Origin of the sequence: Polaribacter sp. (assembly GCF_965660385.1) — a bacterium.
In the GTDB taxonomy this organism is placed as follows: Bacteria; Bacteroidota; Bacteroidia; order Flavobacteriales; family Flavobacteriaceae; genus Polaribacter.
The window spans coordinates 1-13,722 of the sequence record NZ_CBFHZT010000003.1 but is presented as its reverse complement, the minus strand read 5'-3'; the positions used below and the strand labels follow the sequence as shown (position 1 = coordinate 13,722).

11 protein-coding genes and 1 pseudogene are annotated in these 13,722 nt (G+C 31.9%); 1 reads left to right on the top strand and 11 read right to left on the bottom strand.

Translation table 11 applies throughout. From position 1 onward, the window contains the following. Positions 1 to 40: 40 nt before the first annotated feature. Positions 41 to 206: pseudogene (locus ACTG3V_RS01540) on the top strand (Fic family protein); the annotation flags it as partial. 135 nt (positions 207 to 341) lie between these two features. Here the strand turns inward: ACTG3V_RS01540 and ACTG3V_RS01535 are convergent. The 11 genes from ACTG3V_RS01535 to ACTG3V_RS01485 all read right to left on the bottom strand — a co-directional run. Then, positions 342 to 1,139 (bottom strand): SHOCT domain-containing protein, encoded by a 798-nt coding sequence (locus ACTG3V_RS01535; RefSeq protein ID WP_439130362.1) that lies wholly within the window; start codon positions 1,137 to 1,139, stop codon positions 342 to 344. A 319-nt stretch (positions 1,140 to 1,458) separates the two neighbouring features. Next, positions 1,459 to 1,710 (bottom strand): hypothetical protein, encoded by a 252-nt coding sequence (locus ACTG3V_RS01530; protein WP_439130361.1) that lies wholly within the window; start codon positions 1,708 to 1,710, stop codon positions 1,459 to 1,461. A gap of 489 nt (positions 1,711 to 2,199) precedes the next feature. Continuing rightward, a complete protein-coding gene (locus tag ACTG3V_RS01525) occupies positions 2,200 to 2,376 on the bottom strand; it encodes a hypothetical protein (protein WP_439130360.1) in 177 nt (58 codons plus the stop codon). Between the two features lie 11 nt (positions 2,377 to 2,387). Continuing rightward, entirely contained in the window at positions 2,388 to 4,079 is a 1,692-nt protein-coding gene (gene ettA / locus ACTG3V_RS01520) for an energy-dependent translational throttle protein EttA (RefSeq protein ID WP_439130359.1), read from the bottom strand. A gap of 56 nt (positions 4,080 to 4,135) precedes the next feature. Then, the gene (locus ACTG3V_RS01515) at positions 4,136 to 4,318 is read right to left on the bottom strand and encodes a CAL67264 family membrane protein (RefSeq protein ID WP_397445867.1); all 183 of its coding nucleotides are present in this window, start codon (positions 4,316 to 4,318) and stop codon (positions 4,136 to 4,138) included. Positions 4,319 to 4,456: 138 nt separating this feature from the next. Next, positions 4,457 to 4,852 (bottom strand): hypothetical protein, encoded by a 396-nt coding sequence (locus ACTG3V_RS01510; protein WP_439130358.1) that lies wholly within the window; start codon positions 4,850 to 4,852, stop codon positions 4,457 to 4,459. A gap of 252 nt (positions 4,853 to 5,104) precedes the next feature. Continuing rightward, positions 5,105 to 7,129 (bottom strand): FAD-dependent oxidoreductase, encoded by a 2,025-nt coding sequence (locus ACTG3V_RS01505; protein ID WP_439130357.1) that lies wholly within the window; start codon positions 7,127 to 7,129, stop codon positions 5,105 to 5,107. A 200-nt stretch (positions 7,130 to 7,329) separates the two neighbouring features. After that, positions 7,330 to 9,441: a glycoside hydrolase family 97 protein gene (locus tag ACTG3V_RS01500; RefSeq protein WP_439130356.1), complete on the bottom strand. Its 2,112-nt coding sequence runs from the start codon at positions 9,439 to 9,441 to the stop codon at positions 7,330 to 7,332. Between the two features lie 3 nt (positions 9,442 to 9,444). After that, positions 9,445 to 11,091, bottom strand: a complete 1,647-nt coding sequence (locus ACTG3V_RS01495; RefSeq protein WP_439130355.1) for an alpha-amylase family glycosyl hydrolase — start codon at positions 11,089 to 11,091, stop codon at positions 9,445 to 9,447. 62 nt (positions 11,092 to 11,153) lie between these two features. Beyond that, positions 11,154 to 13,028, bottom strand: coding sequence for an alpha-amylase family glycosyl hydrolase (locus ACTG3V_RS01490; protein WP_439130354.1), 1,875 nt, complete (start codon positions 13,026 to 13,028; stop codon positions 11,154 to 11,156). A 7-nt stretch (positions 13,029 to 13,035) separates the two neighbouring features. Further along, the coding region (locus tag ACTG3V_RS01485; RefSeq protein WP_439130353.1) for a DUF5110 domain-containing protein at positions 13,036 to 13,722 on the bottom strand (687 nt) is incomplete at its 5' end.

Genomic DNA, 13,722 nt, shown 5'->3' with positions numbered 1-13,722 from the left:
AAAACCACTACCTTTGATACTATCAAATGATAGTATCAAAATGCAACCACCTTATTCTATAACTCCCAAAATATTACAATTGGTAAATTCAATTTCAGAGAAAATTGGAGCTATGAATGCCAATTATTTAAACAAACCCAAAGCTGAGTTAAGAAAAAAAGCATAAAATTAAAACCATTCATTCTTCTTTACAAATAGAAGGAAATCTCTAAATTTTTAATTGTCATCATTTAGATTTCTGCAAAAAATTTAAAACTCAATGATTTGACTTGCTGCAAAAATAAAAAACCTCAACAAATCAATTTGAAATGTTGAGGCCTGATCTTAAAATTTTGAAAATTTTACAATCTACTTAACAAATCTGTTTTTTTATTTTCGAATTCTTCCACACTTAAAATTCCTTTGTCTTTTAAAGCCGCTAATTTTTCTATTTTTAGAAAAATATCTTCTTCAAAAACATCAGTCCCATTTTTATTATGAACAGGATCCTGCACAATTTCCTCAGGCTCATTTTGAACAAAGGGATTATTGTTATTATTTGCTAGATTTGGCTGTGGTTTATCTTCTCCACCTGAAATAATTGGCAAACTATTTAAATCTACAGTGCCATATTGGCTTGTAAAAGTTACAGCATACGTACCTCCTTGTTGTTGACCTGTACCCCCAATTTGATGATCTAATGTATCAAAAATTGTTACTTTTCCATTCTCTTGAATCGCCAAACGATTTATCTGAGAAAAAATAGCGTAACTGGTGTTGTTCTGACTTCCTGTGGAATTTGGGAAACCTAAATCTCCCCACCAATTTCCAGCATTTCCAGCCATAGCTCGATTTTGATTTTCTACTTTTGGCAATGGTTTATACTGTATACTTCCCTGATTAATCATATTAGAAAGTTCACAACACAAGCCATCTACAGTTGCTTTTAAGCCATTGTTAAACATATCACCAACCATGGTCATACCTCCTAACATCCATTGGCCTCCACCACCCAATTCTGGGATATTAAACTGCGCCATTGTTCCACCACTTTGCATTAATGCTTGTGTTAAATCCAAAACTGCATTTATACTAATTCCATAACGATTTGCTACATTCATCATATTTTGAAAACTAGCCTCTGTATATATTGTATTCATTTCTTTTATCTTATCTATTTAAAACCTTTGGTTCAAAAATTTTGGCAAAGGTAGTCTTTAACGTTTCAAATAAGGTGCTTTTAAGTAGATGTTTCTCATTAAAACAAATACTTTAACATAAGGCTGTTAATATGCTTTTTTATGAGATGTTTGATATCAATACAACTGAGATAATATTTTTAGCTATTTCTATAGCATACTTATTAAAATATAAGTCTACAAACCTCTATTTCTAAGATTTTATAAATTTAAAAGGATAACATAAACAAGTGAAATGTAGTTTTAATAAACCAACAAAAAAGAAAAAGGAGTACTGTATTTATGAACCTCTAAATTTTTCTTTGGTTATTTCATCTACACGAATGGGTGCATCTTCGTAAAAATGCTCAAAAGTTTTGTTTGTAGTGTATTTATCTTTTAAAACTCGGTAAACCATGATAATCACAAAAAATTGACCCAAAACGGTTAAATAAAAAATCCAACTAAAGGAATAATTTAATGCACTAAGTATGGTTACAAAAAATAAGATAAACGTCGTGATTGCAATGTATACAAATGGAGAAATTTTCATTTTTTTATTTTTGTTTAAAAATAATAAATATTAGTTAAACAAAATAAATTTTAACGAACTATAACATTTTTAACCCCCAATAAACTGACTATAAGTAGTACACTACTTCTTGAACCTTTCTTTACATTAACAAACCCAATAAAAAACCTGTTTATAAGCTATTAATGAAAATATATTTAAAAAAAAGAGGTTTAAAATAGTGCTAAATTTCATCATTTTAAGAGCGATTTTTAAAAAAATTTTGGTAATTGCTTGTTATCAAAATAAATTAAATATCTTTTTAAAGTTGATACAAAAGTTTTCTATAACTTTTATAAAGCATCTATTTAAATGTAAAAAAACAGGGTTTTTCCTCTGTTACAAAATTTTGATGTTTCATAAATTTGTAAAAACAAGAAACTGTTTTGCAATTATTTGAATAGTTAAAAACTTCATTCGTTAAAAGAATGAAGTTTTTATTTTTAGTTTTTACAATATGTCTAAAAGTTTTTAGAAACCAAAATTATTATCAATACAAGTACCTGGAATTGGTGTTTCAACACAAGTTTGTCCTCCATTTCCATCAGGATAACAGTTTCTTTTGGTTTCACATGTGCTTTCTTGTTCGCAAGAATTTAGTAAAACGAACATTCCTAAAAGGATAATTTTTCTAAAAGTTTTTTTCATTAATGCTACTCTTAGCGAATTAATTTTTTGTATTTGATACGCTTTGGCATTAAATCTCCACCCAAACGTTTCTTTTTGTTTTCTTCGTAATCAGAGAAAGAACCTTCAAAGAAATACACTTGGCTATCGCCTTCAAAAGCTAAAATATGCGTACAAACCCTATCTAAAAACCATCTATCGTGAGAAATTACAACAGCACAACCTGCAAAATTCTCTAAGCCTTCTTCTAAAGCACGTAGTGTATTTACATCTAAGTCGTTTGTTGGCTCATCAAGTAATAATACGTTACCTTCCTCTTTTAAGGTCATGGCTAAATGCAGACGATTTCTTTCTCCTCCAGAAAGTGTTGCTACTTTTTTGTTTTGCTCACTTCCTGAAAAATTAAATCGACTTAAATACGCTCTAGAATTGACTTGTTTGCCTCCCATCATCACTAAATCTTGTCCATCAGAAAAATTCTCCCAAATGGTTTTATCAGGATTAATATCTGAATGTGCCTGATCTACATACGCTAATTTTGCTGTTTCTCCTACTTTAAAACTTCCTTTATCTGGAGTTTCTTCTCCCATAATCATTCTAAAAATAGTTGTTTTACCAGCTCCATTTGGTCCAATAATACCCACAATACCTGCTTGTGGTAAATTAAAGGCTAAATCTTCATACAGTAATTTATCTCCATAAGCTTTAGATACTCCTGTAGCTTCAATTACATTCGTTCCTAAACGTGGCCCATTAGGAATGTATATTTCTAGTTTTTCATCTACTTGCTTTTGATCTTGACTCATCAACTTTTCGTAGTTCTTTAAACGTGCCTTTTGTTTGGTTTGACGACCTTTTGCGCCTTGACGAACCCAATCTAACTCTCGTTCTAAAGTTTTTTGACGTTTCGAAGCTGTTTTGCTTTCTTGTGCCAAACGTTGCGATTTTTGATCTAACCAAGATGAGTAATTTCCTTTCCAAGGGATGCCTTCTCCTCTATCCAATTCTAAAATCCAACCAGCCACATTATCTAAGAAATATCTATCGTGTGTTACTGCAATTACAGTACCTTTATATTGTGCTAAGTGATGCTCTAACCAATGTACAGATTCTGCATCTAAATGGTTGGTAGGTTCATCTAACAATAAAATTTCTGGTTCTTGTAGTAACAATCTACATAAGGCAACACGCCTTTTTTCACCACCAGAAAGTACACCTATTTTCTTATCAGAATCTGGTGTACGCAAAGCATCCATGGCTATTTCTAATTTGGTATCTAATTCCCAAGCGTTAGCCGCATCAATTTTATCTTGCAATTCTGCTTGTTGGTTCATTAATTTCTCCATTTTATCTGCATCAGAATACACTTCTTCCAAACCAAACATATCATTGATTTTGTTGTATTCATCTAAAATGGCCACAGTTTCTGCAACACCTTCTTTTACAATTTCCAACACTGTTTTTTCAGGATCTAGTTGTGGTTCTTGCTCTAAGTACCCAACTTTATAACCAGGTGAAAACGTAACATCTCCTTGAAAATTCTTTTCTACACCTGCAATAATTTTTAGCAAAGTAGATTTACCTGAACCATTTAAACCTAGGATTCCGATTTTTGCTCCATAAAAGAAGCTTAAATAAATATCTTTTAAAACTTGTTTTCCTGTGGATTGATAGGTTTTAGAAACCTTATTCATCGAAAAGATAACTTTCTTATCGTCGCTCATTTACTGTACTCTTTAAAATAATTAAACTGAAAAATACTACCGAATTTGTAGCCTTTTTAAACTCTACCTTTTAAGGCATTAAATACCCAAGCAATGCAGAAAAAACCAATACCAACTGTTGCAAATCCCCAACCAGCAACATCTTCGTATCTGGTTGCGCCCATTAAAATTAATATGACGCCCATTGCAATCATTAACATTGTAGCCCAACCTAGGACCGTATTTTTATTCATTGCCATAATCTGTTTTTAAATTAGTTGAACTACAAATATCAGAAAAAATAGGGATATGAGCTATACAAAATTACGAATGATTATGATTTGATTTTTTTTGAGTTGATGTATTTTACATCCTTAAAACCTTTCAACTATTCGTGTTCAATGTTGCAATGTTCTATTATTATTTTGAGGTCTTTGAGGTTTTAATTTGTCTTTTTGACTTTTTTGGAGTTTTAGCCATTTTTTATTTTGCTTTTCGGATAACAAAGTAGCTAAGGTTTTATTTAAAACGACCTCGTTTTCTATAATTTCTTGTTTAACAGGTCGTATAATTTTGATGATTTTTTGTCTAAAATCATTTGGGTTATCTTTTGGATTCGTATTAGCATTCGAAGACTTTACTCTTGACCTTATTCGTGAACTCATTAAAAGATCTAAAGCTTTAAAATTATCTGCATTACGTAGCTCTATTTCTTTCGTCTTAAAATTGTAGTCTTTGAGTGCTTTAACTACTGGAACTTTAAGCTCTTTATCTTTTACCCTAATTTTTTTCAATACCGACTTTACATCATAATAAAAAATACCAGCAAGATTTGTGGACTTAATCTCTTTTGGTTGCCTGTTTACTATAATAAGTCTGTTTTGGTCTTGGGGTGATCCTAGACCTCCAACTCCATTTGGTCGCTATCCATAAATAAGAGTTGTAAATAGTAAAGAAATAAATAATAGTCTATTTTTCATAACAAAAGAGCTTTATTTGATATAATTTTATTTTCTAAAAAACCGCTTAAAAGTAATAAATTTTACTTACAATTTTGCAGCTAATCTTGCTCCTTGATTAATAGCTCTTTTGGCATCTAATTCACTTGCAAAGTCTGCGCCACCAATAACATGCACTTTTTTACCTAAATCTAATAATGGTTGATACAATTCTTTATACGGAGTTTGACCAGCACAAATCACCACATTATCAACTTCTAAAACTTTTTGCTCCTCATTTTGAATGTAGTGTAAACCCTGATCATCAATTTTAGTGTAGGAAACTTCACCTATAAATTGCACTTTTTTCTTTTTTAAATTGGCTCTATGAATCCAACCTGTCGTTTTTCCTAAATTTCCACCAAATTTACCTTTACTTCTTTTAAACATAAAGATTTCTCTTGAAGCTTGATGAAAATCTGTTTGCATCCCTTCAATACCACTTCTAGATTTTAAAGATTTATCGATTCCCCATTCTTGCAACCAGGCATCAATATTTTGCGAAGTTGATTCTCCTTGATGCGTTAAATATTCTGAAACATCAAAGCCAATACCTCCAGCACCAATAACAGCTACTCTTTTTCCTACTGGTTTTTTATGTTTTAAAACATCAATATAACTTAACACTTTAGGATGATGAATCCCATCAATTTTTAATGTTCTTGGTTGAATTCCTGTAGCTATAATAATTTCGTCAAAATCTGAATTTTGCAAATCATCTACACTAATTTTTGTATTTAGTTTTAAAATAACATTATGTAATTCTATTTGTTTTTGAAAGTAACGAATGGTTTCAAAAAACTCTTCTTTTCCAGGAATTTGTTTTGCCATATTAAACTGGCCACCAATTTTTACATCTGCATCAAACAAGGTAACAACATGTCCTCTTTGAGCAGCAATCGTTGAGGCTGCCAAACCTGCTGGCCCTGCACCAACAACAGCTATTTTCTTTGGATTTGAAGTTGCATTATATTGTAATTCTGTTTCATGACAAGCTCTAGGATTTACCAAACAACTTGCTACTTTTTTCTGAAATGCATGATCTAAACACGCTTGATTGCAAGCAATGCACGTGTTAATTTCGTCTTCTTTTTCTTGCTTGGCTTTATTTACCCATGCTGAATCTGCTAAAAAAGGGCGAGCCATAGAAACCATATCTGCATGACCTTCTGCTAAAACTTTTTCAGCAGTTTCTGGCATATTTATTCTGTTAGAGGTAATTAAGGGAATTTTAATTTCTTCTTTCATTTTTTTAGTTACCCAAGTAAATGCGGCTCTTGGCACTGAAGTTGCAATTGTTGGAATTCGAGATTCATGCCAACCAATACCAGTATTTATAATGGTAGCTCCTGCTTTTTCAATTGCTTTACCCAATTGCACAATTTCATCCCATGAACTTCCTTTCTCAACCAAATCTAACATTGACAATCTGTAGATGATGATAAATTTTACTCCAACAGCTTGTCTAATTTTGGTTACAATTTCAATGGGAAGTCGCATTCGGTTTTGATAACTTCCACCATAATTATCAGTTCTATTATTTGTTCTTTTGGCTATGAATTGATTGATTAAATACCCTTCAGAGCCCATTACTTCAACTCCATCGTAACCAGATTCTAAAGCCAATTTTGCACAGTTTACAAAATCTCTAACTGTTCTTTTAATTCCTGATGATTTTAATTTAAAAGGTTTAAAAGGATTTATAGGTGCCTTTATTTTTGATGCACCAACATTAAAAGGATGATATCCATAACGTCCTGAGTGTAAAATTTGCATGCATATTTTACCACCTTCTGCATGCACAGCTTCAGTAACTTTCTGATGATTTTTAACTTGTTTTTTAGAACTTAGCCTTGCTGAGAATGGGGCTGTCCACCCTTGAATATTAGGTGCTATTCCCCCTGTAACAATTAAGCCCACTCCACCTTTTGCTCTTTCTGCAAAATAAACAGCCATTTTATCATAGCCATTTTTTTCTTCTTCTAAACCTGTATGCATAGAACCCATTAAAATTCTATTTTTTAGGGTGGTAAACCCTAAATCTAATGGTTCAAAAATGTGCTTGTATTTCATAATTCTAAACTTAAATTTATTATGCATGCATAACAACTGCAATATAAACTTATTTTATGAAATGTAAAAACTGAAAAAATAGGTTGATTTGAGCATGTAAAAATGCCTTATTTTTTACTCTTGTTTGGTGTGTGTTTAGTGAAATTTGTACTATTAGTCCTAAAGATTTTAAAATAGTTTATACTTATTCTTTTACCATTTTATTTTTTTAAAATGCTTATTGCCAAACCACCACCTTCTGCTAAAGTAAATTTTATTTTAGAGGTTTTTGTAACTTCTATAGTTTCTATGTTGATATCTAAAGGATTATCATTCCAATGTGCATTTTTGCCATCTTTATAAATGATTGCCTCATATTTCTGATTTTCATCTAAAAAGCTAAAATCTACTTCGATTTCTCTTGCATTTTCATCTGTTATACTCCCTAAAAACCAATTTTCGGTTTTTCTTTCCTTTCTTGCAATGGTTACAAATTCCCCTACTTCTCCATGTAAAACTTTGGTTTCTAGCCAATCTACACCTACATCTTTTATAAATTGTAAAGGTTCTGGATTTGCTTCATAATGCTCAACTAAATCTGCTACCATTTGAACAGGACTATAAATGACCACATACAAAGCTAATTGTTGCGCTAAAGTTGTATTTACTTGATTGCTGTCTTTATACTCATTAAACTTAATATTAAAAATACCTGGTGTAAAATCTATAGGACCTGCTAACATTCTTGTAAAAGCTACAATTGGTAGGTGTTCTGGCGGATTTCCACCATCACCAGACCAAGCATTAAACTCTTGCCCACGCAAACCTTCTCTAGAAATAATATTAGGATACGTTCTACGTAATCCTGTTGCTTTTATTGGTTCATGCGCATTTACAGCTACTTGATATTTTGCCGCTTTTATAGCTGCATTATTGTATTGATTTACCATGTAATGCCCATGATGAAATTCACCTTTTGGTAAAATTTTACCCACATAACCAGATTTTACTGCATGCATTCCATATTTCTGCATCAATGCATACGCTGTATCTTGTTGCTTTTCGTAAGTTTCTGTAGCCGCAGAAGTTTCATGATGCATAATAATTTGAACTCCTTTAGATTTCGCATACGATGTTACTTCATCTAAATCGTAATCTGGATATGGAGTGATAAAATCGAAAACTCCTTCTCTATCTTCAAAACCAATCCAACGTTCCCAACCTGTATTCCAACCTTCAACTAAAACACCACCAATGTTGTTTTTTGCAGAAAAATCGATGAATCGTTTTACATTTTCGGTAGTTGCTCCATGTTTTCCATGAGCTTTCCCTGTGTCTTTCCACTTGCCATCTACTAGCTCCATACCATAATCCCAAGAAGATTTTCCCAAATGCATTTCCCACCAAACTCCAGTATATTTCATAGGTGTAAACCAAGAAACATCACCTAATTTATTGGGTTCATTTAAATTGACAATTAAATTTGATTGAATTAAATCTGGAGCATTATCTGTTATTTGAATGGTTCTCCAAGGTGTTTTAAAAGGTGCTATTCTTTTTACTTTATAATCTGTATTGTTAGAACCCACCAAATTACTTGTAAATCCTAAGTTTTTAGTATCCACTTTTAAAGTCATTCCAGCATAATCTACTAAAGCTGCTTCATGGAAACTTAAATGAATTCCATCTTTACCAACTAACGTTACTGGTGTGTTTACGGCATTTTCTGGGATACTTGTTTGTGCCAAAGCACCATTAACTTTATAATTTAAAGCATCTATTTCAGACAGTTTTGTTGTACTATATAAATGCTCATAAATGTCCCAATCTCCAGGAATCCAGAATGTTTTATAATCTTCTGTTAAGTTAAATTCTGTATTTTCTTCAGAAATTAAAACCTCTTTTAAATTCTCTTGTTCAGGAAATTCATATCTAAAACCAACTCCATCATTATAAACTTTAAAAACAATATTTAGTTTTCTTTTTAATTCTGATTTTTCTTGAAGTTCAACCCGTAATTCATTGTAATGATTTACAACATCTAACTGTTCTCCCCAAGGCATTTGCCAAGTTTCATTAAATGTTATTATTGATGAATTTGCGATTTCAAAATCATCAGAAAATGATGTAGTATTCTCAAAATCAAACCCTAAAGAAGATTTTTTAATGATTGATTTATTCTTAAAAAGTACTTCATAAACAGGTTTTCCTGTTTCACTCAAAGAAAATTCTAAAAATATATTTTCATCAGGTGAAACCAAAACCGTTTCTGGTTCTGCCCAACAAGAAGATAAACATACACTAATGACAATCAATAAAAAACGAATTCTCATAACTTACTTTTTTTCTAATAAAACAACTGTGTCTTTTGATGTAAAACTTACTTTACCGTCTTTAACTTCTATAGTTTGATTCGAGTAAAAGTCATTTATTTCTTCACCATTCTTAAAGATTGAAGAAACTTTAATTTCTTTATTTCCTTTAGGTAAATTAAGTCCGATTACAACTTTATCATCTTTTCTAACTCTAGAAAAAACCAATCCATTTTCTTCTGAAATCACTTGATGCTTACCTGCACCAACAGCCATATGATTGGCTCTAAACTGACCTAATTTTTGCCAGTGTTGCATAATTTTCTGAGTTTCTGCATCAGCATCAATAGCATCCCAATTCATCGTAGAACGTAAAGTGGCATCACCAACAGTTCCTTCAATTATTAAAGGTCTTGCAGATTCATCACCATAATAAACCTGTGCAGTTCCTGGTGTTAAAAATAGCATGGTTGCTGTTTTGTAAGGTAATTTTCTTTCTTTATCAAAAGGTTGTCCATCATCATGAGAAGTCATGTAGTTTAAAACGCCATATCCTTTTAAATCATTTTGTAAAATACTGTCGTATTTCTTAAAAACAGCGGCAGCTGGCATTTGTTTGGCATTCCATTTAATTTCAAAATTGATTAAACTGTTGAAAGCATTGTCAAAATAATTGACTTTTTTATCACCAAAATCAAAAGCTTTTCCGTGAGAAATTGCATAATTATACACTTCACCAACTAGATAAAAATGGGTATCATCTAAAATTTTATCAGGATTATTTTTCTTGAATTCCGCGAAAGCAAAATCACATGCTTGCTTAAATTCTTGCCAAACATATTCTTCTGTGTGCTTTACAGTATCTACTCTGTAACCATCAATTCCGAATTCGGTTATATAATCTGTCAACCATTTCATGATGTAAAAACGCGGTGCTCTTGGATGCCCAGTTCTTGCAAAGAATTCATTTAATTCTTTAACTTCTTGCTCATAACGTCCTTCTGCTTTCCATTTTGCAACTAATTGCGGAGGTAAATCTACAGTTTCATTACTTTCTGTTTTAATATCTGGCAAGTTGTTTACCAAAGTACAACTAATGATATTTTCGTAATTATTGTATTCGCATTTTGGTTCTGTTCTTACCCAATTGCTTGGCCAAACAGGATCTTTTTCGGTAACAGGCCCTGTGTGATTGATGACAGCATCTAACAAAATTCTAATTCCGTTATTATGTGCAATTGCAACCAACTCTTTTAAATCTTCTTTTGTACCAAAATTTGGATCGATTTTGGTCCAATCTTTGGCCCAATAGCCATGAAAACCGTAAGAAACGCCTGTTCCTTCGTCTGTGCTTCCGTGAATTTGCTCAACAATAGGAGTCATCCAAATGGCATTGATTCCTAATTTGGTAAAATAGCCTTCTTTAATTTTTTGGGTAATTCCTTTGAGATCTCCACCTTCAAAACCACGTAGTTTTCCTGTTTCTTTGGTTCTATTAAAGTTAATATCATTTTTTGTATCACCGTTATTAAAACGATCGGTTAACAAGAAATAGATATTTGCTCCTTCCCAAACAAATTCTTTTTGAGTCGATTTTTTATCATCTTTTTTTTCTGATGTAGCACAACTATAAAATGCTAGTAGACTTAAAAATAAAAATATTTTTTTCATAATTATATGGTGTAAATAGTAGAACTTTCAGCTTTCTAAAACCTGAAAGTTACTTATAGGTATTATTGAAGTTTTAAAATAAAAGATTCCAAAGGTTTTATATCTATCCTAACTTTTGCTTGATTGTTTTCTACTTTTAAAGTTGATGAATATTCGTTATACAATTGGTCTTTTAATTGATATTCACCATCCTTTAAATTCCATTTTGTAATGATATCACCTGGTAAACTCAACTCGAAACCATAGGTGTTTTCTGCATTAAAATTAGCAACAATAATCAATTTTTCATCACCTTTATAACGCACAAAAGACACTACTTTATCATTGTACCATTCTGTATTGTATCTGTTATGATGATGTATGTCTTGGTATTCGCCCATCAATGCATCACTTTGTAATGTAAAGTTTAGCAATCTTTTGTAAAAATCTCTCAAGTCCAATTCTTCTTGGGTAGATTGTCCACCATCAAATTGCTTGTTGTTGACCCATCTTTGTAGAGATGGCACTCCAACATAATCGAAAATAGATGTTCTAGAAGGCGTTCCAAAACCGGCATTTTCAGAACCATCTTCTCCAAATTCTTGACCAAAATAAATCATGGTTGGTGCTGTAGAAATAGTGGCAGAAACTACCATGGCTGGTTTGGCTTTTAATGCATTGCCTGCAAATTCTGGACTTGCAATTCTTTGCTCATCATGATTTTCTAAAAAATGCAACATGTGATGTTCTATATCTTTTAAATCGTATTGAATTGGCGCAATATGATCTGTAGAACCACGACCTTGCATGATGTTTTTAAGGGTATCATACAACTGTACTTTGTCGTATAAATAATCCATTTTTCCTTTTTTGATGTAATCTCTGTATAAATGCGGTTGATATACTTCTGCCAATAAAAATGCATCCGGATTTTTCATTTTGATAGATGAGTTCATATAACTCCAAAATTCAACTGGCACCATTTCCGCCACATCATAACGGAAACCATCGACACCTTTAGCCGTCCAATACAAAGCAATATCCTTGAATTTCAACCAAGAACTAGGAACTGTTTTACCGTTCCAAAACTCGTAATGCTTTTTATAATCTTCATTGTCGAAACCATCTGGTAACTCATCAAAATCTTTTTGACCTTCGGGTGAAACTCCGTAATTGACTTTTACTGTCTCATACCAATCATTCATATCGGGTTGCGATGCTCTAGAACCATTGCCTGTCCATTTTGCAGGAATTTCTTCAAACTTACTATCTGCTAATGGATGCTTCTCACCTCCTAAAGGCTGATAGCCATGTTTCCATTCTGGCACTTTAAAAGCCTCTCCTGGATTATAGTAAAAATTATTATTAACGTCGTAAGTTTTTGTTTTATCGTCTTCGGCGCCAAAATCTGTGGTCCCTTCAGGATTGGTTAAACTTTGGTAATTACGCGCCACGTGATTGGGAACGAAATCTATAATCACTTTTAATCCGGCTTTATGGCTACGTTCAATTAAGGCTTCAAATTCTTCTAATCTGTTGTCCACGTTAACCGCTAAATCTGGATTTACATTGTAGTAATCTTTTACAGCGTAAGGAGATCCTGCTCTACCTTTTACAACATCTGGATCGTCATTTGAAATGCCAAATTTTGTATAATCACGAATCACAGCATGATGTGGCACACCTGTATACCAAATATGCGTAACTCCTAAATTTTTAATTTCTGTTAATGCTTTGTCTGTAAAATCATTGAACTTCCCTACTCCATTTTCTTCAATGGTTCCCCAAGGTTTATTGGTGGTGTTTGTATTTCCAAACAAACGCGTAAAAACCTGATAAACCACTGCTTTTTTCTTTACACTAGGATTTTTCATTTTTTTATCTGATACTTTTTCTGATGTACAACCAATTACAATTGATAAAATTACAGCTAATGCATACGAATGTATTTTTTTCATAATTGATTTATTTTAAGGATATTTTAATTTTTAATTCTTTTTTAGGATTCCATTTTAACGGAATTGTAAGCGTGTTTTCTTTTGATGAAATTCGTGCTCTTTTTCCATTTACTTTTATTTTTTTAGGGTTGTGATGAATGTTATGAACAATCAATTTAATTTCTTTTTCTGACGGATTCCAGTTTTCTCCAAATTCAGCTTCAAAATCTATTTCTAAATATCTTTTTTCGAATTCAGCTTCAAACTCTAAAATTTCAAATTCTCCTTTTTCGAAAGCATTGGCAGTTAAACCATCATCATTATAATAAGTTCTTTCTGTTTCTTGTTTTGAATTATTGTAATAATAATGAACTTCTAATTGATCTGCTTTGTAATTGTCTGTACTTTGCACTAGATCCGTCATTAAAATAAATGCGCCTTCTCTTACATAAGTAGGAATGGAATTTTCTTGAACTTGAACACTTTTTGTTTGTCCTCCTTTAATTTTTTCATCCGTATAAAAATCAATCCAATTGGCAGTTTTAGGAAAATAAACTGCTTTTGTTTTTACGGAATCTTTTAAAATAGGTGTGATTAAAAAATCTTTTCCCCATAAATAAGTCGTTGAATTTGACATCAATTTAAAATTGTCTTCTTCAAAGAAAATAGGACGCATTAAAGGCATTCCTTTTTGATTATTTTCGAACGCTAAATT